Source organism: Companilactobacillus jidongensis (genome assembly GCF_003946575.1).
In the GTDB taxonomy this organism is placed as follows: domain Bacteria; phylum Bacillota; class Bacilli; order Lactobacillales; family Lactobacillaceae; genus Companilactobacillus; species Companilactobacillus jidongensis.
This window is the reverse complement of record NZ_RHOP01000021.1, coordinates 1-25284: the sequence shown is the minus strand read 5'-3', so window position 1 is coordinate 25284 and position 25284 is coordinate 1. Positions and strand designations below refer to the sequence as shown.

General features: G+C 36.9%; 19 protein-coding genes and 1 riboswitch. Of the genes, 5 read left to right on the top strand and 14 right to left on the bottom strand.

Annotated elements, in window-relative coordinates; genetic code table 11:
* Positions 1-105: 105 nt before the first annotated feature.
* From EKM68_RS11455 to EKM68_RS11445, 3 genes are all read left to right on the top strand, one after another.
* Positions 106-1320: an MFS transporter gene (locus tag EKM68_RS11455; RefSeq protein ID WP_125590890.1), complete on the top strand. Its 1215-nt coding sequence runs from the start codon at positions 106-108 to the stop codon at positions 1318-1320.
* Between the two features lie 64 nt (positions 1321-1384).
* Positions 1385-1774: a winged helix-turn-helix transcriptional regulator gene (locus EKM68_RS11450; protein WP_125590888.1), complete on the top strand. Its 390-nt coding sequence runs from the start codon at positions 1385-1387 to the stop codon at positions 1772-1774.
* Positions 1775-1886: 112 nt separating this feature from the next.
* Positions 1887-2321 carry an ACT domain-containing protein gene (locus EKM68_RS11445; protein ID WP_125590886.1) on the top strand — a complete coding sequence of 145 codons (435 nt, stop codon included), beginning with the start codon at positions 1887-1889 and terminating at the stop codon, positions 2319-2321.
* A 1-nt stretch (position 2322) separates the two neighbouring features.
* On the opposite strand, the gene EKM68_RS13595 is transcribed toward EKM68_RS11445, so the two are convergent.
* From EKM68_RS13595 to hutI, 13 genes are all read right to left on the bottom strand, one after another.
* Entirely contained in the window at positions 2323-2475 is a 153-nt protein-coding gene (locus EKM68_RS13595) for a hypothetical protein (protein WP_164509427.1), read from the bottom strand.
* Positions 2476-2602: 127 nt separating this feature from the next.
* Positions 2603-3907: a bifunctional folylpolyglutamate synthase/dihydrofolate synthase gene (locus EKM68_RS11440; RefSeq protein WP_125590884.1), complete on the bottom strand. Its 1305-nt coding sequence runs from the start codon at positions 3905-3907 to the stop codon at positions 2603-2605.
* A 24-nt stretch (positions 3908-3931) separates the two neighbouring features.
* A complete protein-coding gene (locus EKM68_RS11435) occupies positions 3932-4456 on the bottom strand; it encodes a folate family ECF transporter S component (RefSeq protein WP_125590882.1) in 525 nt (174 codons plus the stop codon).
* A 40-nt stretch (positions 4457-4496) separates the two neighbouring features.
* Positions 4497-4597: riboswitch (THF riboswitch) on the bottom strand.
* Between the two features lie 19 nt (positions 4598-4616).
* Positions 4617-5381 carry a formate/nitrite transporter family protein gene (locus tag EKM68_RS11430; protein WP_125590880.1) on the bottom strand — a complete coding sequence of 255 codons (765 nt, stop codon included), beginning with the start codon at positions 5379-5381 and terminating at the stop codon, positions 4617-4619.
* Positions 5382-5392: 11 nt separating this feature from the next.
* Positions 5393-6271, bottom strand: coding sequence for a YitT family protein (locus EKM68_RS11425; RefSeq protein ID WP_125590878.1), 879 nt, complete (start codon positions 6269-6271; stop codon positions 5393-5395).
* A gap of 108 nt (positions 6272-6379) precedes the next feature.
* On the bottom strand, positions 6380-7930 hold the full coding sequence (gene hutH / locus EKM68_RS11420; protein ID WP_125590876.1) for a histidine ammonia-lyase: 1551 nt from the start codon (positions 7928-7930) through the stop codon (positions 6380-6382).
* Positions 7931-7969: 39 nt separating this feature from the next.
* On the bottom strand, positions 7970-9367 hold the full coding sequence (locus tag EKM68_RS11415) for an APC family permease (RefSeq protein ID WP_125590874.1): 1398 nt from the start codon (positions 9365-9367) through the stop codon (positions 7970-7972).
* A gap of 47 nt (positions 9368-9414) precedes the next feature.
* Complete coding sequence (locus tag EKM68_RS11410) at positions 9415-10011, bottom strand: HutD family protein (RefSeq protein WP_125590872.1); 597 nt, start codon at positions 10009-10011, stop codon at positions 9415-9417.
* Between the two features lie 3 nt (positions 10012-10014).
* Positions 10015-11694: a formate--tetrahydrofolate ligase gene (locus tag EKM68_RS11405; RefSeq protein WP_125590870.1), complete on the bottom strand. Its 1680-nt coding sequence runs from the start codon at positions 11692-11694 to the stop codon at positions 10015-10017.
* 36 nt (positions 11695-11730) lie between these two features.
* Complete coding sequence (locus EKM68_RS11400) at positions 11731-12357, bottom strand: cyclodeaminase/cyclohydrolase family protein (protein WP_125590868.1); 627 nt, start codon at positions 12355-12357, stop codon at positions 11731-11733.
* Positions 12358-12369: 12 nt separating this feature from the next.
* On the bottom strand, positions 12370-13266 hold the full coding sequence (ftcD, locus tag EKM68_RS11395) for a glutamate formimidoyltransferase (protein WP_125590866.1): 897 nt from the start codon (positions 13264-13266) through the stop codon (positions 12370-12372).
* A gap of 656 nt (positions 13267-13922) precedes the next feature.
* Entirely contained in the window at positions 13923-16982 is a 3060-nt protein-coding gene (locus EKM68_RS11390) for an AAA family ATPase (RefSeq protein ID WP_125590864.1), read from the bottom strand.
* 122 nt (positions 16983-17104) lie between these two features.
* Positions 17105-18370, bottom strand: coding sequence for an imidazolonepropionase (gene hutI, locus EKM68_RS11385; protein WP_125590862.1), 1266 nt, complete (start codon positions 18368-18370; stop codon positions 17105-17107).
* A gap of 214 nt (positions 18371-18584) precedes the next feature.
* On the opposite strand from hutI, the gene EKM68_RS11380 reads away from it, so the two are divergent.
* Positions 18585-20609 (top strand): urocanate hydratase, encoded by a 2025-nt coding sequence (locus EKM68_RS11380; RefSeq protein ID WP_125590860.1) that lies wholly within the window; start codon positions 18585-18587, stop codon positions 20607-20609.
* 76 nt (positions 20610-20685) lie between these two features.
* Here the strand turns inward: EKM68_RS11380 and EKM68_RS11375 are convergent, their stop codons facing one another.
* Positions 20686-23577 carry a BspA family leucine-rich repeat surface protein gene (locus EKM68_RS11375; RefSeq protein WP_125590858.1) on the bottom strand — a complete coding sequence of 964 codons (2892 nt, stop codon included), beginning with the start codon at positions 23575-23577 and terminating at the stop codon, positions 20686-20688.
* A 194-nt stretch (positions 23578-23771) separates the two neighbouring features.
* Between EKM68_RS11375 and EKM68_RS11370 the strand changes: the two genes are divergently transcribed.
* Positions 23772-25211 (top strand): cation:proton antiporter, encoded by a 1440-nt coding sequence (locus EKM68_RS11370; RefSeq protein WP_125590856.1) that lies wholly within the window; start codon positions 23772-23774, stop codon positions 25209-25211.
* Positions 25212-25284 lie beyond the last annotated feature (73 nt).

The following is a 25284-nucleotide window of genomic DNA, read 5'->3' as shown; positions in this document are numbered from 1 at the left end:
CTTTTTGGTACCTACTGCACTTTAAAGTACGTAATTGTTTAATTGATCTAACCCCTTATAATGATATTCATGTTCTAAAACACACATACATAAGGAGTTGACAAAATGAACAACAAAAAAGTATCACCAACATGGATCCTGATGTCATTGGCCATTAGTGCGTTTGCCATTGGATCAACCGAATTCATCAGTGTCGGAATTATGCCCATATTAACTAAGACCTTCAATATCTCACTAGCTACTGGTGGATTGACCGTTTCAATCTATGCAGCTGGTATCATGGTCGGTGCACCAATTTTGACTTTGATAACTAATCGTTGGAGTCGCAAAAAGCTTCTGATTGGTATTATGGTCAGTTTTGTTATTGGTAATTTAATTGCCGCATTTGCTCCAACATTCGGGATTCTTCTATTAGGAAGAATCATTACAGCTCTATCACACGGAATCTTCATGGCAATTGCTTCATTGATTGCTGCTGATGTAGTCGAACCAAATAAGCGTGCTTCAGCCATTGCCGTGATGTTCACTGGACTAACAGTTGCAACTGTTACTGGTGTGCCACTAGGAACATTCATTGGTCAAAATATTAACTGGCGTGCTTCATTCTTCTTCCTAGTCATCTTAGGATTGATCGGTTTGATCACAAACATTGTTTTAGTACCAAATAATCTACCACTTCCTAAGCCTACAAATGCCAAAGGATTATGGAAAATTATTAAGCAACCTGAGCTACTACTTATTCTAATTATCACAGCTTTAGGATACGGGGCAACTTTCCCCGTTTATACTTACCTAACAACTATTTTGAACAAGCAAATGGGTTGGTCTGAATCAGCAATTGTTATCATCTTGATTTTTTATGGCGTAGCTGTCGCTATCGGCAATACTATGGGCGGACGCTTAGCTAACAATAATCCACTCAAAGCATTACTAAAGATGTTAGTTGGACTTGGTGTTGCATTAATTCTTGTTCGCGTAACTATGAACATGCATCTACTTGGTTTGATTTCAATTTTGATCATGGGACTATTTGCCTTCATGAATGTGCCAGGATTGCAATTGTACATCGTTCAACTTGCTGAAAAATTCACACCAAACGAAATTTCATTAGCTTCAGCATTGAATATTTCGGCGTTTAACGTTGGGATAACCTTTGGTTCCTCCATCGGTGGACAAGCTGTTTCAGCGAATCAGCTAGTTAACACTCCTTGGTTAGGGATCAGCATGCTAGTAGTTGGTATTGTCTTAATTGTTGTCTTACAAAAGATGGTTTCCACAAATGACATGACACCTAAGGATATCGAATTAGAAAATTGCTAAAACTTGAGTAATCTATAATTGATGTTACGATATTAATACTAGTTTATGAGGATGGTAATTATTAATGAAACAATCTATTTATAATATTGGCGTCGAAGCCACGATGAGTATTATTGGAGGAAAATGGAAACCGATCATTCTGTGCCACCTCAAACATCAAACCATGCGTACTGGTCAATTACGGCGTGCCATTCCTAACATCACTCAAAAAATGCTGACACAACAATTACGTGAACTAGAAGATGACGGTATCGTCACTCGTAAAGTTTACAATCAAATACCACCTAAGGTAGAGTATTCATTGACTGAATACGGCGATAGTTTGAATCGTATCCTCGAAGAATTATGTCTCTGGGGTGAAGATAACATTGCCCGCCGCAAGTCTAAGGGTGAGAATATCATTCTTCTAAAGAGCGATTATATGGAAACACAAGACTTACCAGACGTTGAATAGTAATCTAAAAAGAACAGTTCACTATGAACTGTTCTTTTTGATTGAACATTAGTTTACTAATCGTGATATACTTTTAAAAGAGTTTCGACAATTTAATGCGAGGAGATTTATCGTGGAAAAATATTATATAGTTGACGGTTCTATTCTTCCAGAATCATTTGACAAAGTTATTAAGGCCCGTGGATTACTCGAAACAGGCAAATCAAGCAATGTCAGTGAAGCTGTCAAAATGGTCGGGATCAGTCGTGGTACCTACTACAAATATAAAGATCTCGTTTTTTTGCCAGATGAAGATATGAACGACCGTAAAGCCTTAATCTCAATGATGCTTAATCACGAACAAGGAATCCTGAACAAAGTTCTAGGAATTATTTCTGAAACCAACGCTAGTATCCTGACGATCAACCAGAATATTCCGATTCACAATATTGCTAGTGTTGTGATCTCGTTAGATATCAGTCACCTAACTGGAACTATTGATGATCTTATGGATAAGTTGAAGGAGTACGAATTCATCAGTAACGTTCAACTTATCTCAGTTGAGTAAATTACTTGGGCCAGGCAATATACATCGCCATGATGACCCCAAAGGTACCGATACAATAGAAGAATTTTGAAATGTATTGGCTCTTAATGTGACTAGCTGATAACAGGAATGACAACCCAATGACAAATGTCAAAGGAATGACCAAATAGTTCATATATCGTCCTCCGTTTAATTAGAATAATTGTTAATACTAATGTAACGAAAAAGTGTGACGAAACAATGAATATCATATGTCTATTTAATGCTCAAAAGGAGAATCCAAATTGGATTCTCCTTTTGTTTTAGTGTACCTTCTTCATTTCATCCCGTACTTGCGAAATAAAATATAACGAACCAGTAATGAACAAGACATCATCTGAAATCATTTCAGATTTAATATTATTCAACCCTTTGTGCCAATCATCAACAATCGTGATTCCATCAATATTATCCAATCCGGCATAGTCTTCTACATTCAATGAGCTTGGGAAGTCAAATGTCGTGATCGTTATTTTGATGTTAGGAACTTGTTGCAGCATATTGAGCATTTCGTCAATATTCTTAGTTGTAATGGCAGAAAACAACACATGAATATGGGTATCCGCAAACCCATGCACCATATTATCAGTCAAACGACGCATAGCATGCGGATTATGTGCTCCATCCATAATGATCAGTGGTGACTCACTGACAGTCTCCATGCGAGCCGGCCAGCGAACTTTTTTGAGTCCTTCACGAATGTGATTTTCATTCACTCGAATACTCTCATGCTGACAATGGAGTGAGAATAATTCAAGTGCTACACCAGCATTTTCAGTCTGATGACGACCCTTAAGCGGAATTCGTAAGTCCTTAAGATAGAATTGGTGATTTCTAAAATTGAATCTTTCATTACGATTCTTATCAAAACCAATATAGTCGACTAAGAAATCTTTGTTTTCACTATAAAACGGTGCTTTCGTCTGAACAGCTTGATTGCGAATAACTGCTAAAGCATTCTCAGGAATATCTCCAGCCACGATAGGAATATGTTTCTTAATGATACCCGACTTTTGCTGAGCAATTTTTTCCAGTGTATCACCCAAAATATCAACATGATCTAATCCGACCGTAGTGATTGCTGCGAGCATGGGATGCACAACGTTGGTGCTATCCATCAAACCACCAATTCCAGCTTCAATAATGGCAATATCAACTCGATCTTTGAAATAATAAAATGCCATACCAGTGAGAATTTCAAATTCTGTTATCCCTTGTAAATGTTCATCTGCATCTAGTTTTTCAATCAGTGGCATGAAAACATTTACCAGTTCTACAAAATCTGCTTCGGGAATTGGTTGTCCATTAACTGCAATACGTTCATAGAAGGTTTCAATATACGGTGAGGTAAATGTTCCAACTGTCAGATCTAATTCTTCTAACATACAACGAAGATACATAACAGTTGAACCCTTCCCATTCGTTCCAGCGATGTGAATACTCTTAACATCATCTTCTGGATTGCCGAGCATCTTTAACAATGCTTCGATTCTATCTAATCCTGGTCGCGAACCAAATTTTCTTCTTGTGTGAATCCAAGCTACAGCTTCTTCGCCTGTTCTAATCATAACAAACACCCCTTTATGCTAATACTATGCAGCAAATCTCTTAGACAATGACTTAAATGGTATTACGTTACCGAAGAAGACGATCATAGTCGTTTGAAGTGGCAACATAATTGATGCTTTGACGATACGAATCATCCATAATCTTCCATCAGTAAATGGAATCTTATACATGATAGATAACCATAGCGGTGTCAAGAATAAGCTGATAATCAAAGTATTCAATAACACACATAAAAAGGCATTTTTCCAACTGATTGGTTTCTTGTAGAAGAAGTATCCATACAAGATACCAGTAATAAATGAATTTAATGTAAAACCAATAAAGAATGCACCTTTACCAAGAACTGTACTACCGATCAAGTCGGCAATAACTGAACCAATTCCTGTCCAAAGTGGACCGAATAAACTAGCCATAACCACTTGTGGTATGAAATCGAAAGTTATTTTGAGAAGTTGTGTTTCAAAACCAAAAACTTGTGATAATACTATCATTAATGCAATTAATAATCCCATTGTAGCTATAAATTGTGCGTTGCTTCTCTTACCCATTCTTAGCATCTCCTTTTCGAGCTGCCACATAAATCCTTTATGCAGCGAATGCGTTGGCAAAACCGCAAATGGATTGTCATTTTTCGTCCGGGAAGCACATTCCGTCTTTCCGACACTTAACGCTCTGCCAACTACTCTGTCCTATTTGAAATTTTATTTTTTAATGACCGAACTTGTAACTAAAGTAATAGAATCCTGAAACAAAAATTGAACCGCCAACAATATTTCCTAAGTAAACTGGAATTAAATTATTTATAAAATCTCCCCATGTAACTCCACCCTCAAAAATTGCGGCAGGAATGACGAAACAGTTGGCGATACTATGCTGGAATCCAATTGCAACGAAAATCATGATTGGAAACCAAACACCTAAAATTTTGCCAGCAGCATCCTTAGCTCCATATGAGAGCCACAATGCTAATCCGACGAACCAATTACAACCGATGCCTGAAACAAAACTTGGCATGAAGGGTGAGGCTACTTTGCTTTGAGCAATTCGGATAACGTCTTCACGAAATATTCCGATATGAGTTAAACCGACAAAATGTCCAAAGAAATAAGCCACAAACAATGCACCAATCAAATTAGCAAAAGTTATAATAATCAAGTTTTTAACAAAATCTAACCATGATACTTTCTTGGCAAAAGCCGACAGACTAACTGCCATCATGTTTCCTGTGACAAGTTCGCCACCAGCTAATAAAATCACGATCAGACCAATTGGGAAGACTGATGCACCAACCAATGAGGCGACACTAGCTAAATCAGCTGGTATCGATGCTGATACTCTGATATAAGCTAAGTATCCTAAGGAAATCATGGCTCCACCGATGAATCCGAGAATAAGTTTTGCTAGAAGCGGCTTATTGATCTTGGCTGTTCCTTTGGTAATACTTATTTCCACAATTTCTTCAGGACTGTACACTTTTTCATCCCCTAAACTATATCTAATTCTTCAAATGTACCGAGAATCTTAATATCCTGCGATACACTGACAAACGCCTTTGGATCAACTTTTTTCATAATTTCTGCTAAAATTTCCATTTCATAAACGGTAATAACAGTAATCAAAACCGATTGAGTATTAAAATCATATGCACCGTATGCTTGAGGTATCGCGGTGATACCACGTTTTAATTTCTTTTGTAATGCTGGAATTACAACATCGGGACGTTGTGTGATAATCATCACTTGAACCTTTTGATGCTTAACATAGACCAGATCTGTCGTTTTCCCACTAACAAAAATCGAAACCAAACTATAAAAAGCATACGGCCAACCGAATAAGAATCCGGCTGTCAAAACGATCACACCGTTAAATGCCATTGAAATTGCACCAACACTGATACCTGTTGATTGTCGCAATGTAATGATCAATGCATCCATACCACCGGTGGAAATTCCATGTTTCAAAGCCAATCCCATTGAGTAACCATTGATCAATCCACCAAAGACGGCACAAATTATTGGATCTTCGATCAAGGTCATATTGGGCATTATTTGAATGGCAAATGAAGCAAATGTAACTGCAATGATAGTAAACACAACAAACTTACGATTGATCTTGAACCACGCCAGGATAAACATGGGTACGTTCAATAGATAATAAATAACTGAAATAGGTATATTGATATTATCTGCTCTTTCGGCAAGTGTCGATAAAATCTGTGCTATACCAGTTAATCCACCAGAATAAATATGTCCTGGCTGCCAGAAGAAATTCAAAGCCATGGAATATAAGACGGCGTATATCATAGCAATCGTCAGTTTAGTAACCACATCTTGCCAAAAACTCTCTCGCTTATTATTCAGCATGTTTTAAATTTGCATCCCTTCTCAATAACTTTGTACATAACAAAGAACAAGTAAAAAGGTTCGCAGCGGTCTAAGTCATTCAACACTTTTTACTTGTTCATATGCTAATTATTTAAATTGAATATCTAAGTCCACTGTATTTTCAACAGCATTTAATAAATCACCATTTACAAGTACATCTGTTGCCTTGTTTAGTTCATCGTAAATTTCGATATCTTTATCATTTTCGATGAAACTTACTGACTTACGGAATTCTTCATATGCAGGTTGTGTACCTTTTCCAAGTCCATGTTGACGTGACTTGATGTCTAGTGCTTGACAAGCAGCCATAATTTCAGTAGCAACGATTCTTCTTGAGTTGCCAATGATTTCTGCGGCTGTACGTGCAGCAGTTGTACCCATACTTACGAAGTCTTCTTGGTTTTCACATGAAGGAATTGAATCAACACTAGCTGGATGTGCTAAGATTTTGTTTTCTGAAGCTAATGAAGCACAAGCATATTGTGTGATCATAAATCCTGAGTTAAGTCCTGGATGTTTAACTAAGAATGAAGGCATCTTGCTTAGTTGTGTATTAACTAGGCGTTCAACACGACGTTCTGAAACATTTCCGATTTCTGAAGCAGCGATTCCAAGGAAGTCAAATGGTTGTGCCATTGGTTCACCGTGGAAGTTACCACCTGAAATAACTTTTCCTTCACGAGTAACGATTGGATTATCAGTAACTGAATTGATTTCGATTTCTACTTTTTCTTTAACATAAGCAACTGAGTCTTTACTTGCACCGTGGATCTGAGGGATACATCTAAGTGTATAGGCATCTTGAACACGGTCTTGGGTTGCTTCAGTTGTATACTCTGATCCATCGATCAATCTACGGATGTTACGAGCTGTTGCTAATTGACCACTTTGTGGACGAATTGTGTGTAGATCCTCTTCGAATGGGCTTGAAATACCTGAGTGAACTTCAAGAGATAGAGCACCAGCAATATCTGAGAGTTTTAACAATACGATCGAGTCGTATGTTGCTAGAGCGCCAACAGCTGTCAACACTGTTGTTCCATTGATCAAGGCGAGTCCTTCTTTGGCACTCAATTGAATAGTTCCAAGGCCGGCTTTTTCCATAGCTACCTTACCAGGTAATAATTCACCTTTGTAGTATGCTTTTCCTAAGCCTAGTAATGGAAGAACCATGTGTGCCAATGGAGCCAAGTCTCCTGATGCACCAAGTGAACCTTTTTCAGGAATAAATGGATGTACTCCAGCATTCAACATGTCCATTAATGCCTTAACAGTGCTCAAACGAATTCCTGAGAATCCTTTAACAAGTGAGTTAACACGGATCAACATGATGGCACGAACAACATCTTCTGGGAATGGATCACCGTAACCTGATGAGTGAGTTCTAATAAGATTTTCTTGTAATTGAGCTGTATCATCTTGAGAAATACTTACGTTACAAAGTGAACCGAATCCAGTATTTACACCATAGACAACACGTTTGTCTTCAACAATTTTGTCGATGATCTTACGTGAGTCGTTAACTGCTTGTTCTGAACCAGGTGCGATACTTACCTTCACATTATTACGTGCTACTGAAACAACATCTTCAAGTTTCAAACTGTTACCATCTAATACGATTGTCTTTTCTTTGATCATTTGTAAAACCCCCATTTATTTTTGAGTTGACTAAAAGTTTTAAGCAGGATCTACATCATCTGAGTCAGAATCGGAATTTGCACCCATCTTTTTACCCTTGATGAATAGGAAGTACATTGTACTTGTAATAATTACACCGATCAATCCAGCAATAAGATTAACTGGGTTGGCTGCAGCAACCATCCAAACACTTACGATAATGGAAATAATAGGAATAACTGGGCCGAATGGTAATTTGAATACTGGTTCGTTATCCATATCTTTGTTCCTTAACCAAATTACGGCAAGTGCAGTTGGAATGTACTGGAAGAAACGGAAAACAACACTTAATTCGGCTAATTGTTCAAATGAACCACTTAGAAGGAATCCGATTGTAACGAGACCTGAGAAGATAATCGCTACGAATGGAGCACCCTTTTTGTTTTGTTTCGCAATAATTTTTGGCAATAATCCTTCATCTGAGATAGAAGCTCCGTAACGAGGGATCATCAATGAATCACCCATGTTTAATCCGGCGATAGAAATCAAAGCGCCGATTGAAATGATCCACTTACCAGCAGGTCCGATCATTTGTACGAAAGCATCTTGTACAGGTGCATTACTTTGTAGAATACCTGTACCAAGCATTGCGATAGTACCAGCAATGATCATGAAGTAGAATAATGAAACCAAACTGATTGATCCGATAATAGCCTTTGGTACGTTCTTTTTAGGATTACGCATCTCACCAGCAACAACTGGCAAGGCTTCGAATCCGATAAATGCATAAAATACCGTTAGAGATGTTGAAGCGGCTGCCTTAGACAGCGTCATACCTGGGCTTAATTGTAGGAACGGTGTAAAGTGTCCCACTTTCATACCATGTTTGATGAAAAATACTGTAACAAGAGTAAATGCAATAATAGGAATAATCTTAGCGATAGTAATTGTGATCGTGAAAACCTTAGAAGTCTTAATACCAGTACTATTGATAATTGATAAGAACGTTACCAGCAAAATACTTATAATTGTATTTTTCCCCTCTAGGGAAGGGAAAGTTTGAATTAAAAGTTTTGCGAACCCAGCTGCCATAGCAGCCCAAGCTACGATCGTAACGAACCAACCAAGGATACCAACGTTGAATCCAACGAAGTCACCAAAAGCTGTTTTAGCATATTGGAAAGCCCCACCGTTCTTGTTGAAATATCCTGAAACTTCAGCGAAACATACTGCCAACATCAGAACTAGGAATACATCTAGTAACATAGCCACCAACGAAGCTGGACCTAAGTCCTTGTAGATATCCTTTGGTAAAAGGAAGATTCCTGATCCGATAACAGCATTGATTCCGTAAAGTGTGGCGCCATTAAGACTAAACTTAGCGTCTTCGCCCACCTTTTCTAATTCCCGAATATCCTTAATATCTGAATCTTCAGGAACTTGGTCTTTACTTTTCATGTTTGATTCTCCTCTCGGTGTTTACATCTGTTCTTGAAGCGCAATTCTTATTTTGATTCCTTCTCACTTGTCCAAACTAAAATGGCCATAGGATTTATTGAAGAACCTGCCGCACTTGTCACAAACATTGTCGAGGTTGAATTTGTTTTAAAATATAATGATTCATTTTTACTAACGAATTTACTTTGCATTGATTCGTCGTCTTTAAAAATCACTGAGCATCCATGTAAGAAATAACAAATGTATTCTGTATCTTCCTTAAGCTTCAAAGATTTATTATCGATTAGAAAGTTTATATGTCCTTCGAGATCAGAACGATATATCAAATTAAAATCAACACATTTGCCATGACTAGTAATCTTGTCATTACCGTCAAAATAATATTTTTGGAAAGGTGCCAAAGTGATCGTTTTTGCATTATTTTCCAAAGTCAATTGATTTTGTAACGGTAATATTATTCTCTTGTAACCCGGCAAGGGTGTAAATTCTGTCGTATCTAATTCAACTGTCGCACTAGAAATCCGATAGTCAAAGTTGCCTGGTCGATATTTTCCATTAGTTGGGGATAAATAAAATTCTGTGGTTTGACCCCCACTCCAATTTGAAACTTGGTAATCATTCTCTGTTACTTTTAATAATTTCATTTTCTAGAATAATCCAGAAATATTTCCATTCTCATCAACATCAATACGTTCTGCAGCTGGTGATTTTGGTAATCCTGGCATTGTCATGATTGCTCCAGTTTGAGCAACGATGAATCCGGCACCGGCAGAAACTTTCAAGTTACTGATCTTAACTGTGAAGCCTGTTGGTGCACCTAACTTCTTCGCATCATCAGAGAATGAATATTGAGTCTTAGCCATACAGATTGGTAAGTCTGTGAATCCGAGTCTTTCTAATTCTGATAATTGTTTACGAGCGCCACGTGTGAATTCAACACCGTCACCGCCATAAACCTTTTGAACAATCTTAGTTAATTTTTCTTCAATTGAATCTTCTAAGTCATATACAAATCCGAAATTATTTGGTTGATCTGCTGCTTCAACAACTGCATCAGCTAGTTCAAGTGCTCCGTCTCCACCTTTGCCCCATACATCTGATAGTGCAACTTTAACGCCAAGATCTTCACATGCTTTTTGAACAACTGCTAGTTCAGCATCTGTATCATTAGGGAACTTGTTGATAGCAACAACTACTGGCATACCATAAACATTTTGAATGTTATCGATGTGTTTCTTCATATTTGGTAATCCTGCTTCAACAGCTTCAACATTTTCTTCGTTCAAGTCAGTCTTCTTAACACCACCGTGCATCTTCAAAGCGCGAACTGTGGCAACAAGTACAACTGCATCTGGTTGCATGTCAGCTAGACGACACTTGATATCGATGAACTTTTCAGCACCAAGATCAGCACCAAATCCAGCTTCTGTAACTGCATAATCAGCATATTTCAAAGCTAGTTTAGTAGCTAAAATACTGTTACATCCGTGAGCAATATTAGCGAATGGCCCACCATGAATGAAGGCTGGTGTGTGATCAAGTGTTTGAACAATATTAGGATTGATAGCATCTTTTAGTAAGGCTGTCATTGCTCCTTCAGCTTTTAAGTCACCAGCTGTAACAGGATCCCCGTCCATGTTATAAGCTACGATCATCTTACGTAATTTTGATTTAAGTTCAGTAATATTATTTGAGAGACACAATACAGCCATAACTTCTGAAGCAACTGTGATGTCATACCCATCTTCACGGGGAACACCATTGACGCGGCCTTGCAAGCCATCAACGATGTGACGCAATTGACGATCATTCATATCAACAACACGTTTCCAAGTGATCTTACGTGTATCAATGTTCAATGCATTACCCTGGTGAATATGATTATCTAATAAGGCAGCTAATAAGTTATTTGCAGCACCAATTGCGTGGAAGTCGCCTGTGAAGTGAAGATTGATATCTTCCATAGGAACAACTTGTGAATGTCCACCACCAGCAGCTCCACCCTTGATACCAAAGACAGGTCCTAATGATGGTTCACGAACCGCAATGGCTGCTTTTTTACCAACATTTGATAATGCATCAACTAATCCAACTGATACAGTAGTTTTACCTTCTCCGGCAGGTGTTGGTGTGATAGCTGTAACTAGGATAAGTTTCCCACGTTGACTTGCGTCATCTAAACCATTCATGTTGTTGATGTCGATCTTAGCTTTGTATTTTCCATACATTGAAAGGTCTTCTTCAGGAATACCAACTGATGCAGCGATATCTTGAATGGGATCCATTTCAACTTGACTTGCAATTTCAATATCAGATAGATTTGCCATAATATTTAATTCCGCCCTTCTCATTAGTGTTGTCAGCTATACAATTTTCAAAATTTCTTCATAGATTTTGTCTGCCAAAGGACATCCCTCTTCTAACAAGGCTGTTCCTCTTTGCTTATAATCAGTAACAAAATCTTCATCCTTGATACCAGATAAGTTAATCAATACATTCAACCATGCTCCTTGAAGTGCTGACTTCAAGTTCAAAGCTGCAACACCCAAATCACTAGCGGCATTAGTATTTGCCTTGCCAATGATCGATTCAGTTACCTTCAATGCGTCAACACATTTGACCATGATGTCGAATGGGGCTTTGGTAGCACCTTGTAGCGCTTGTTGCATAGCACTTCTACGTGCAGCCTTTTCTTCATCAGTTGCTTTAGGCATTGAAAAGACGGCTGATACTTCGTTAAATGCTTCAGTATCTTTGTCAATTGCATCAAGTAATTCAGCTTGCAACTTACCAGCTTCCTCACGAGCTTCTTTTGCAATATCTTCGAATTCGAGATATTTTTTCTTTCCAATTGTGAGTTCCGTAACCATCTTAGTCAGTGAGATTCCCATAGAACCAGCAAGTGCAGAGGCTGAGCCTCCACCTGGTGCTGGCTCATCTGAACCAAGAACAGTCATGAATTCACGTACTTGCTTGTCAGTTAATTTCATTGATTGTTCTCCTTAAATTAAGTGATTTTCAAGAACTTGTTTGTTGTAGTCGAAGTCTTCAACTTGTAAGTAATATTCAGCAACATCTACTAAAGCCTTAGCAGGTGTTAATCCGATAACTTCACTACCAATGATGTTTACTCCGTAACGTTTTGCTTCAAACTTGATTGTTTCAAATGTACGATACAATGGTGTTCCTTCATAATTGACCATGTTCATGGAGACTTGAGCAATATTGCGATCTTCTAGCATCAATCCGATACCCTTGCAATACTTGAATCCGCCACTTGAACCACGAATGATCTTAGCAATCTTTTTAGCAATCGTTACATCATCTGTATCAAGGTTTACGTTGAAAGCAACTAATGGCATACGTGCACCGATAGCTGTAACTCCGGCTGTAGGATGAATCTTTCTTTCACCATAATCAGGTGCCCATTCATCTTGAAGAAGTTTTTCTGGCATTCCTTCGAATTGACCTTTTCTTACTTTAGCAAGATTTCTACGTGCTGGTGTTGAAGCTGAATCTTCATATAAGAAGATCGGAATATCTAATTCATCGTTAACACGTTTAGCAACTTTCTTTGAAATTTCAACACATTCTTCTGCGGTAATGTTCTTGATAGGTACAAATGGTACTACGTCAGTTGCACCCATACGTGGGTGACCACCTTCGTGCTTAGTCATATCGATATGTTCACTAGCATATTTAACAAGTTGAAATGCTACTTCTTGAATTCCATCTTCGTTTCCAACTAATGTAAATACACTACGATTATGATTTTTGTCTGAAGAGTGATCCAATAGTGTGACACCTTGAACACCCTTGGCTGTCTCAACTAAACCATCAATTGTTTCTTGGTTCTTGCCTTCACTAAAATTCGGAATACATTCAATTAATTTGTCCATGATCAAACATCCTTTCAAATTTGTGTACTTGATTGTTTTAATAAAAGACAACAAATCCAGATTTCCATGGGTCACGATTGGGTATTCATCACCTCGATCTTTGTAAAAAATCATCCACAACTTCTGGATATCCCCCGTACTATTTTTCAAAATCCGATTTATCTGTTATCGCTTTCATTAACCGCTATTAATCTATCATGGTACTTATAACCGGTCAATAGCGCCTGTATCAAGGGTTTCAGCGATTTTAATATTTCAAAGATATATAAATTTATAAGTTTTACTAAATAATGTTTAAACACATTTTTATAAATATCAAAATTTGACACTTTTTTGACAGTGACATTTTGGTAATATCCGAACTGTAAAGTTATGTCCATCAACACTTCAATTAATTTTCTAGATATTAACTATCAGCTTTACTAATCGAAAACCATTTACGATAGGCAGACTAAAAAAGTCATTAAAACAGGCAAAATTTCTGTCAAGTGAACTGTTTCTCAATATGCTATCTTTTGACGTTTAATAGATTCAAAAATTAAAAAACATTCCCTAAAATTAATTTTTTCTAATCATTCAAAAAAACAGAAAAGACGCTAAAAATGACAACAATCGTCAATTTTAACGCCTTTTCTTATATAACTTTTTTAATTTTTTTAGTTTGGATCAATCGGATTTATTTCATCATAAATACCATTCAAATACTGTAATTCAAATCGATCACGATATTGACTAAGATTCTCTTGAGCTTTTTCCAAATAAAATGCTTCGTCTTGATTGAGTAATTCACGTAATGAAGGATCATTGATCTGCTGGTCATTGATCATCTTCTTAACAATTGCTTGAATAAAATAAACGATTCCCATATCTCTGGGATTGGATAAATGTGTGTAATACTCATTGAAGCTTAACAAAAATCTCAATACAGCGTCATAATCACCATCATGCAACTCATTTAAAGCTAGATATGCATTAAGCTGTGTTCTCTTCCACGGTGACGTCAAATTATCATATAGTCCCTTAGCCTTTCGTAGATATTGCTTAGAACCATCGTAATCTTCCTTGGCATAGAGCGAAATCCCCATATCAACATAGAAGATAACTAAACTAGTCTTCAAGCCTGTCTGTTCGCAGAGACAAATTGCCTTCTTCTCATAACTGACAGCTTCATCATAGTTTTCACGGAGACGTTCTATTTCAGCTAGATAGTCATATGCGGCCGCAATATTACTGGAATACTTCTCTTTAACCTCATCTGATATTGTAAAAATAGTTACTGATTCAAGTAACAGATGCTCTGCCTCCGTCAAATTTCCGACCATCAAATAGTACAGACCCTTTAGACGCAACAATATTCCAATCGATTGGTGATCATTTGACCTGATAGAAATATTCATTGCCAAATCAATATAATGTACCATATCAGTCGCATTATCAGTCTGAATATAATAATAAATCATTTGACGGTAACCACGGATCAAGAAATCATCATGATGAAGTTCCTTTGCCTTAACGATAACTCGTTGGATATTTTCGATTCCTTGATTATAATTGCCGTAATTAATATAATAGCGTCCTTCAAAATATAAATATTTCATCAGCAATGATTCATAAGTCTGATTACCCTCATACTGGTATTCAATCGCTTTGAGTCGATCACCGATTTGTTTGAACTTCGCCAGTTCGTCATGCCACTCAATACTTTCTAGCTCAACTGATTCCTTATTGTATTCAGTGTAGATTGGAAATAATTCATGTTGAAATTTGAGCGATATCTGTAGATGTGATAATTCATAATCAAGTGATTTCAGTTCTTGATTAGCATACTTGTAGTGATAAGCAATTTGTGACAATAACGTTGATTCATCATCAACTGAACGTAATTTTTGTTCTAATAGCACCGCAATTTTTTCATGAATCACCCGCAGTTTTGAAGGTGCTTGCTGCATATAAATAAATTCACGGAATTTATTATGCAGAAAGCTAAGTTGAATTTCACCTTCAATCATGTGTTCACTGATCAACTGATGATCTTTGATCGTTGAAATATCTTTAGCTATACTTCCTTCGGTACGATTCAACAATGTCGAGATTATTTTTAATGGTGCTTCTTCAGGGAAGTACGAAACCATCTCCAAAATCTCTTCCTCACCAGGTTCAAGATCTTGAAGAATAAATTTCAACTCCTTTTGAATCCTCGGTGTCATATAATCTGGTCGTAATCCCAACTTAATCTGTCGAACATATTCCATTAAGAAAAAAGGACTACCTTCCGACTCATTATACAGTTCATTCAATGTAGCAAAATCCAAATCATTGTCAGGAATTTGCTTCTGCATAAATGACGTCATTGATGCACGATCAAATGGTTTCAAATCGATAATATTAAGTCGGCCATAGTGACTAACCGTATTAATAAACTCATCAATATGAGTCTGATAATTGGACCTAAGAGTTAGCAAGAACAACGTATCATAGTCATGCAACATCAAACTTGTCAACAAACGTAAACTCCACTCATCCATCCATTGTAAATTATCGATGTTAATAATTAACTTGTTGTCCTGTTCAATTATCTTTAGAGCTTCCAGAATTATCTGTGACAAATAATTTATATCATCATCAGTTAATCTTTCGTCAAAATTTATCAAACTGTCATCAGTGAAATATGGGAAAAATTTTTTGCAAGTCTTCTCAAAATTATTCGACATTACAATTTCATTATCTTTGATAACAATCTCAATTTTTTGAAGTATTTCACGCCAAGGACGAAGCGTAAAAAATCGTTCAGAATGGAAACAAGTGAAATTTAGTAACAGATGTTTCTTACGCATGTTGTTAAGAACTAATTCTGACAACGCTGTTTTACCCATACCAGCATCACCTTGAATAATTATCGACTGGAAATTATAATCGTGAAAGAATCCATCAAAATTGGCTTCAAGTGTTTCAATTTCTTGAGTTCGACCGAAGAATTTGAAACTTTCGATATTCTCTTCATGATTCTTTCGACGATTGACGATTTCCAATGTTTTCTCATAGATTTTACGAGTCTCTTCACTTGGTTCAATGCCGAGCTCTTCTTTGAGTGTGCTGACCAATTCATAATAAGCTTCGATTACTTTACCATTGCGATGACTGTCCTGATAAAATCTCATCAATAACTGATAGTTACGCTCATCATATTCATCAATAGAAATCAGACGTTGAATATTACGTTCAACGTCATCCAACTGATTGTTGTTAATATCATTGGCAACCTTGTGATAACAATTTTGCACAAATTTTTGTTCATAAATACTACGCATTCGCGTAGTCCACTGATCAAAATTTTCAGAATCCTTCAAAAAGAATCCCTTCAAAAATTCACCTTGATACTTGATTAAGTGTTCTGTCGGATCGGAGAGAAAATCTTCCACATCACTCTGAACCGGTAAATCTTCATTCAATTGTAAAACTGATTTGTTTGGTGAAACGACATAATCGTCGCCCAGAACCTTGTTAGCCTGATAAATAGTATTACGGAGATTCTTTCTGGCACTCTGTTCAGACTTATTTGGCCACAATAAACCAGCAATCTCATCTCTACTGATGGATTGATTGACGGCCAAATAATACAAAAGAGCATTGATCTTGGAGAATGAGAAAAAAATCTGTTGATCGGCCAAATGGATCTTGGGATTACCAAACAATTGAAATTTTAGTGTTTTCTTCATATTATGCTCACCCCACAATTACTATACGTCAAAAAAATGTCAAAAGACACAATTTTGTGAAACCGGTAACAAAAAAATCAGCTCTCAATCATTATTTGAAAGCTGATATATAGGATTTTTAACTATACTAATTGCCTGTCTTGAACTACTAGATTACCGTTCTTATAGACTTCACTGACCAAATTAGTAGCGAAGAAGTAGAATGGATAATCGATATTCTCGCAATCAAATACGGTAATATCAGCATTCTTTCCTTCATCGAAACTACCAATACTATCGTTACGACAAACTGAATACGCGGCGTTGATCGTTACTGCATTGAGAACTTGAATCGGAGTTAATTTCATCATGAATGTTCCCAATTGCATAATGAATTGTAAATTAGACGTTGGACAACTTCCTGGATTGCTGTCAGTTGTCAGGGTAATTGCCATTCCGTGTTCGATCATCTTCTTGGCTGGTGCATACGTATCTTGCATCAAACTGAAAGTTGTTCCTGGAAGTAGATTACCAATAACATGAGCTTTACTCAATTTATCAATACCTTCATCCGTGATAACCATTAAGTGTTCTGCACTAACTGAACCTAATTCAGCAGCCACATCTACACCACCAACTGAATCAATTTCATCAGCATGAATCCTTAATTTGAAACCTTGGTCTTTAGCGGCTTGCAACAAACGCTTAGATTGTTCAGCCGTAAACACTCCTGTTTCACAGAAAATATCGCAAAACTCTGATAAATGTTCTTCCTTGACCTTTGGTAACATTTCATTAATGATCATATCAATGAATTCGTCCGATCTACCTTTATATTCTGGAGGAACAGCATGAGCTGCCATGAAGGTCGAAACCAAATCCATATCGTGCTTTTCGTCAATTTTTTTAATTACTTCTAATTGTTTCTTTTCTGTTGCCCAATCTAAACCATATCCACTTTTTGCTTCTACTGTGGTAACACCATGAATGATCATGTCATCTACAAGCTTGGATGTCTTTTCATATAATGTATCAAAACTAGCATCACGAGTTGAATTAACTGTGCTAAGAATGCCACCACCCGCGGCTAGAATATCCAAGTATGGCACACCGTTTAGTTTCTTCGAAAATTCATTTTCACGACTTCCACCGTATACCAAATGTGTATGGCAATCAATCAAACCTGGTGTTGCCATTTTACCAGTGTAATCAATTACTTCAGTAGTAGAATCTAGTAATTCTGCATTTGGTTCACCAGAATCAATTGCCAGAATCTTACCGTCTTTGATTGCAATATAACCATTCTCAATCACCTTAGCATCAGACATTTCTTCGCCTCTTAATGGATGACCAATATCTGAGGGACAAAAAATCTGACTGAAATTCTTTAAGATCTTATCTGCTTTCATTATGCACACTCCATCAATTATGACTTTCCTTAATTCTATATACGAGCTGTCTAATTTGTGTCAAAAAAATAGTAAGCGTTTCATGCCTTGTCGTCATAATAATTTTTTCCCAGTATAGACTCTCAATTGACACATTCTTAATATACTGAACGTGCAGTATTAAATGACACAGTCTAAGTCACAGAAATAGAGTACATACTAGGAGGCTATTAAAATGATCGATTACAAAGAAATGGAAGCAGCAATGACAATCAAGTTGGACGACGAATTACCAGAAAAAACCGTCTTCCAAGAAGGTATCAGACGTGCACCTGACCGTGGATTCCGATTAACTAAAGAACAAACAGAACTTGCTTTGAAGAATGCACTTCGCTATGTACATCCCAAGTATCACGATGTAGTTATCCCAGAATTCCTAGAAGAATTAAGAACTCGTGGACGTATCTATGGATACAGATGGTATCCAAAAGAACGAATCCATGGCAAACCAATCGATGAATACGAAGGAAACTGTACAGCCGGTAAAGCTATCCAAGTTCAAATCGACAATAACTTGAACTTCGATGTTGCTCTCTACCCTTATGAATTAGTTACATATGGAGAAACTGGTTCAGTTTGTCACAACTGGATGCAATATCGTTTGATCAAAAAATATTTGCAAGCAATGACTGACGAACAAACATTAGTTGTTGAATCAGGACATCCACTAGGATTATTCAAATCCAAGAAGAGTGCACCTCGTGTAATCATCACAAACGGTCTAATGGTCGGTGAATACGACAATATCGATGATTGGGAAGTTGCTGAAGAAATGGGTGTTACTAACTACGGCCAAATGACTGCCGGTGGTTGGATGTATATCGGACCTCAAGGTATCGTTCATGGGACATTCAATACTCTACTTAATGCTGGTAGATTAAAACTTGGCATTCCTGATGACGGTGATCTAACTGGTAAATTATTTATTTCATCAGGACTTGGTGGAATGAGTGGTGCTCAAGGTAAGGCTGGAGAAATCGCAAAGGCCGTTGCCATTATTGCTGAAGTTGATAGATCAAGAATCGAAACTCGTAAGAGCCAAGGTTGGATCAGCCAATTAGCTGAAACACCTGAAGAAGCCGTCAACATGGCCGAAGACTACATGAAACGTGGCGAAAGCACATCTATCGCCTTCCATGGTAATATCGTTGACTTACTAGAATATATCAATGAGAATCACGTTCATGTTGATCTACTATCTGATCAAACATCATGTCACAATGTTTATGAAGGTGGCTACTGTCCTGTTGGATTAACATTCGATGAGAGAACAGCCATGTTAGCTGAAGATAAAGAAAAATTCCGTGGCTTAGTTGATAAAACTTTGAGACGTCACTTCGAAGTTATCAAATCATTAGTTGCTGATGGAACATACTTCTTCGACTACGGTAACTCATTTATGAAGTCAATCTATGACTCAGGCGTTAATGAAATTTCAAAAAACGGACATGATGATAAAGATGGATTCATCTGGCCATCATACGTTGAAGATATCATGGGACCCATGTTATTTGATTACGGATATGGACCTTTCCGTTGGGTATGTCTAAGTGGCAAACATGAAGATCTTATCCAAACTGATCATGCTGCTATGGAAGTAATCGACCCTAATAGACGTTATCAAGATCGTGATAACTACAACTGGATCCGTGACGCCGAAAAGAATGCCTTAGTTGTTGGTACACAAGCACGTATCCTTTATCAAGACTGCTATGGTCGTGTAAATATTGCTTTGAAGTTCAATGAATTAGTTCGTGACGGTAAAATTGGTCCAGTTATGCTTGGACGTGATCACCACGACGTTTCAGGAACAGACTCACCATTCAGAGAAACATCAAATATCAAAGATGGTAGTAACGTCTGTGCTGACATGGCTACACAATGTTATGCCGGTAATGCTGCTCGTGGTATGACACTGATTGCCCTTCACAATGGTGGCGGTGTTGGTATCGGTAAAGCTATCAATGGTGGCTTCGGACTAGTACTTGATGGTTCAGAAGAAGTTGATGAGATCATCAAATCATCAATTGCTTGGGACACAATGGGTGGAGTTGCTCGTCGTAGTTGGGCACGTAATCCACATGCTATTGAGACATCAATCGAATACAACAAGATGAACGCTGGAACAGATCACATTACAATTCCTTATCTTGCTGATCAAGATGCCGTTGATGCAGCAGTTGATTCAATGTTCAAATAAATAGCGAGTAAAAAAATATATTTAGTCATACAAAATAAAGAAGGACTTCCCTTAGTTGGGAGGCCCTTCTTTATTTTTAAATTAGATTTATAGCATCTGTTGATTTCACAAATTCATTTGTGGCTACACGATAATAATTAATTCCATTGATCTGGATAGTTTTATCGACTTTAAATTCAGAGTTAGTTGTTAATTTATTAGTAAGCATATTGCCGCGCTCATCATATAGTGGTGTTTCCAAATTCGTATGCAAAGTCGCAGTAGTATCTTCATATATATAAACATTAGCAGCACTAACAAATTGATTAGTAGCAACTCGATAATATGTACCATCATTCAATGTTACTAACCTATCAGTCATCCATTCACTTGATGGAGCTAACTTGATCGGTAAAATATTACCTCTTGAATCAACTACATCACTAGTAATGTTTCGATATACACGGACATTATTAAGTTTGTAATTGTATACATATGCCGTATTAGTCTTGATCCACTTATTCGTGGCAACGCGGTAATATGTATCGCCATCAATTGTCATAACCTCATCATTATGCCAGTTGCTTAATGATGGAAGCGTCGTATCAGCAACCAAAATTCCATTATCATCATATACTTGTGCCGATGGTTCATCTGGATGCACTGAAATGGTTTGATTAACTGATCTTACTTCACGATCAATTTGAGGTTTGGAAGAACCACCACCAGAAGTATTAGATTTGATTGGTGCATATACTGCATTCAGAACATAAGTCTGACCAGCATAGGAATCATACACCCCATCATCACTCATCACGCCATTTAACAAGAATTTAGCAATAAAATCGGCATCATTTTTATAACCAGGAAATGTTGAGAGTCTTTTCAAAAGATCAGCTGACAATGGCATCGATGTAGAATTACCGTCAGAATCAATCATCACTATAGAACTCACGTCTTGTAATAACTCTCGACTGGAAGACGCAATACCATCTAAAGTCTTATCAGGATCTTGATTACCGAATGTTGGATCATCAACCGGTATCGTAATTGTATTGTTACTTATCTTTTTACCAGCAGAATCTGTTTCTATCACTTGAAATTTGAATGGCTTAGAAATTGGTTTAGCAGGTATTAACACCTTGACTATTTGGCCTTCAACATCAGGAACCGTTATAGAATTAGGTGTGAAATCAGTTTGATACGAAGGATTACTTACTCCCAAAGTAACTAATGATTGAGGATAATACGGATTTCCAGAAATTGTTCCAGTTACGGGCAACGTATATAATATCCCATCAGGACTGTCTTGGTTATCCTCAGCCACATACTCCAAAACAAAATTTACATAATTATAATTTTTATAAGCAACTTGCCATGTAGTCTTCCCACCATTATTAGTCTTAGCATCGTACATATTCATCAATCCATTGTCATACACATTTGTCCCTATAGGAGTCACACCATCAATCGTATCAGTAACATTCCACCCAGAACTTGATGAAACAAGCTTACCCTCGGCATTATATTTATTACGATCTGAAGTTGACAAACCAGAGAAATTTAAATTGTCTTTTGATGACAAAATAAGTTTATTCAAACTCTTCATACCATCAAGCATTGAATTAGAACCACTTGAAGGCTTAAATTTACTCATATCATAACCGGATAAATCCAAGGTTTCCATACTTAAACAATCAGAGAACATTCCATTGAAATCAGTAACTTTTGAAGTATCAAAATTCTTTGGATAGTCAATGTTCAGCAATGCCTTATCGTCCAAAAACATTTTATTAAAATTAGTTGCACTAGAAAAATCCCAAGACGTCAAATCAATATTTTTTAAACTTGAAACACTTGAAAAAACACCCGAGAAATCCGAGACTTTGGAAACATCCAACCCAGACACATCTAAGTTAGTTGCCCTGGACATACCCCAAAACATCTCATCCACATACTGTAAAAGTGGGGTTTTAAAATTAGATAAATCTAAACTTGGTAACAAATGACAACCTTGAAACATTCCTTCGGCATCTGTAAGGCTATCTCCTTTGAAGTTTTCTCCAAATTTAATGGATGCCAAAACTTCATTATCATTAAACATAGAATACATACTAGTAACCTTGCGAGTATCCATATTTGATAAATCTAAAGATTTTAGTGAACGATCTAAATCAAATAACCCACTCATATTTGTGACGTTAGAAGTATCGAAGTCGGTCAAATTATCGATTGAGGTCACCTTATTAAAGTTATAAAAAAGTCCTGACACATCTGAACTTGCAGTCACTTTTCCATCAAACGATATTGAAGTAACTTTATCACGTTGAGTCTGCGTCCAGGGATTTTTATCTTTAATTGGCCCGACACTCAAAGTTTGGGTATTCGAAGGTTCAACTAAAATAGTAGCAGACGTATCTTTCAACGTTCCAGAATTAATATGCAACACACCATCATCAGTAATCGACCAATCAACACCCCAATTACCACTGTCTGTGACTGTAGGCGTACTTTCTGGTTGCGGTGTTGCTTGATTAAGACTGTATGTTTCTGCTGATGGACTTATATCAGGTTGTTCAGATTTTGTAGTGTTACTGCCATTTTTATCCTGCACAGTCGTAGCATCGTTGGAATCAGTAGTATCATTACTTGCTTTAACATTTAGTTGCGTGCTTGAATTACTACTTAGATTACTATTTGAATTAGTATTTTGATTTGTTGTGTCAATGGTCTGATTGCTATTGGCATCACCATCTGAAATTGGCTTTGCCTGATTAGATGAACCATTGTCACTCACGGCCGATTGTACTTGTTCAGTTCCAGTCGAAGTATTAGTAACATCAGCCTTGACTGTCAGTTGTGATCCCCCAAGTAAAATCAATCCGCCAGCAAAACTCAAAGATGCCTTAACAACCCAGTTTTTACCACTCTTATACATCCTTTTTCTTAAAATAGCATTACTATTTCGTTTTAATTGTTGAAACCTCATGATTGTCGCCCCTATTCATAGGTTTATGATAGTCTTTTCTGAAAATATTGACAGTTGGCATTTTGCTAACTATCCCAAAAACAAGTAATAAGTTGGACTCCAAAATACTAAGTCGAAATATCATCTACCATGTGCTTGTTCAATGAGAATTGCTATACTTAGAATGTTAAATATCAAAATACCGAGGAATAATCATGGGATTCTTTGAATCATCAATCGTTCTGCTTATTGCTGTAGCTGTCAGCAGCTTTATCTCCAATCTGTTACCCAAAATATCAGGGACCTATATTAGCCTGATTATAGGAATTATCGTCGGACTGATTCCTTTAACCAACCAAGCTGTTCTATCATTTAACGATGAAATATTCATGTTATTTATAATTGCTCCATTATTATTTTTTGAAGGGCAGAAAACTAAAACGTATCTTGTTCGCCGAAAAATAAAAAACATTTTAAGTACTGCTGTTTTTTTAGCAATCATTTCAGCCGTTATCGGAACAATAATCCTACATTCAGTGGCTGGTATCACCTTTTCATTGGCATTAATAATTATTTCAATTAGTACCCCTACTGACGCCACGGCCATGGGATCAGTCAGCGATGGTCTGACATTGCCTACCCACGTAAATATTGTTTTAAAAATGGAATCATTATTCAATGATGCAACTGGGATCGTTTTGTTGCAGGCGGCATTGATCTGGTATAGTACCGGACATCTAGCATTAAGTCAAAACATCTCCGCATTTTTTGTTTCTGCCATTGGTGGAATTGTCTTCGGAGTTATCACTGCTGGATTATTAATGTTATTTAGACAACTGTTGGTCCGCACTTCCTATAATTCTATTACAGCTCAAAATCTACTATATTTAATGACACCATTTATCATTTACGTACTAGCTGAAAAGCTTGCAGTATCAGGAATAATTGCCGTAGTTAGTGCTGGACTTATTTTTAATAATGAAGCTAGTCGAAGCCGTTTTTCAGCACCTAAACAATTTCACGCTGGAGTTCAAATGAGTCAATTCTTGACAGAGATACTAAATAGTTTTGTTTTCGTTGTACTTGGAATAACACTGACTCGCATTGTTAAACAACAATTTAATAATAGTAACTCATCATTCAGTTGGCTTGGGGTTGCATTTTTAGTTTATGTTATCTCATTAATTACTAGATTTATTTATGGTCAACTCATTAGTAAACTTTCAATTAGAGAAGCGTTAATCTTCGCATTTGGGGGGATTCACGGATCAGTAACTTTAGCAATGGCATTCTCAGTTATTGGGGCAAGTATTACCTCCAAATCTCAAATATTCAATTTCATCATCTTGGTGGAATCTGCTGTAATAATACTAAGTATGCTCGTACCGACAATACTATTTAGATTTGTTCTACCTGCTGACGAACAAGATTTAGAATCAAAAATCAAAATCAATCAAATTAGAAATAATATGGTCCAATTGGGCATTGAACATGTCCAGAAAATGAAAATTGATGAAATTGTCAAACAAAGTGTTATCTATGACTTGCGTGATCAAATCAAAAACAATAGTATCGGTTCATTCCTTAAACAATGGCGATTTGCTGGGAGTCAGGAGGCATTATATACATCTGAACAGGCTCTTCAAGAACGGTAAGCACCTAATAACCGACCGTCTATGATTTAGGCGGAATTCGAATTATGATTATCTCATCAAACATATTGGTGAG

Bases quoted from the DNA above. Each gene is read 5' to 3' on its own strand.
- EKM68_RS11455 (WP_125590890.1), top strand. From the start codon at position 106: ATGAACAACAAAAAAGTATCACCAACATGGATCCTGATGTCATTGGCC.
- EKM68_RS11450 (WP_125590888.1), top strand. From the start codon at position 1,385: ATGAAACAATCTATTTATAATATTGGCGTCGAAGCCACGATGAGTATT.
- EKM68_RS13595 (WP_164509427.1), bottom strand. From the start codon at position 2,475: ATGAACTATTTGGTCATTCCTTTGACATTTGTCATTGGGTTGTCATTC.
- EKM68_RS11440 (WP_125590884.1), bottom strand. From the start codon at position 3,907: ATGATTAGAACAGGCGAAGAAGCTGTAGCTTGGATTCACACAAGAAGA.
- EKM68_RS11435 (WP_125590882.1), bottom strand. From the start codon at position 4,456: ATGGGTAAGAGAAGCAACGCACAATTTATAGCTACAATGGGATTATTA.
- EKM68_RS11425 (WP_125590878.1), bottom strand. From the start codon at position 6,271: ATGCTGAATAATAAGCGAGAGAGTTTTTGGCAAGATGTGGTTACTAAA.
- hutH (WP_125590876.1), bottom strand. From the start codon at position 7,930: ATGATCAAAGAAAAGACAATCGTATTAGATGGTAACAGTTTGAAACTT.
- EKM68_RS11415 (WP_125590874.1), bottom strand. From the start codon at position 9,367: ATGAAAAGTAAAGACCAAGTTCCTGAAGATTCAGATATTAAGGATATT.
- EKM68_RS11410 (WP_125590872.1), bottom strand. From the start codon at position 10,011: ATGAAATTATTAAAAGTAACAGAGAATGATTACCAAGTTTCAAATTGG.
- EKM68_RS11405 (WP_125590870.1), bottom strand. From the start codon at position 11,694: ATGGCAAATCTATCTGATATTGAAATTGCAAGTCAAGTTGAAATGGAT.
- EKM68_RS11400 (WP_125590868.1), bottom strand. From the start codon at position 12,357: ATGAAATTAACTGACAAGCAAGTACGTGAATTCATGACTGTTCTTGGT.
- ftcD (WP_125590866.1), bottom strand. From the start codon at position 13,266: ATGGACAAATTAATTGAATGTATTCCGAATTTTAGTGAAGGCAAGAAC.
- EKM68_RS11390 (WP_125590864.1), bottom strand. From the start codon at position 16,982: ATGAAGAAAACACTAAAATTTCAATTGTTTGGTAATCCCAAGATCCAT.
- hutI (WP_125590862.1), bottom strand. From the start codon at position 18,370: ATGAAAGCAGATAAGATCTTAAAGAATTTCAGTCAGATTTTTTGTCCC.
- EKM68_RS11380 (WP_125590860.1), top strand. From the start codon at position 18,585: ATGATCGATTACAAAGAAATGGAAGCAGCAATGACAATCAAGTTGGAC.
- EKM68_RS11375 (WP_125590858.1), bottom strand. From the start codon at position 23,577: ATGAGGTTTCAACAATTAAAACGAAATAGTAATGCTATTTTAAGAAAA.
- EKM68_RS11370 (WP_125590856.1), top strand. From the start codon at position 23,772: ATGGGATTCTTTGAATCATCAATCGTTCTGCTTATTGCTGTAGCTGTC.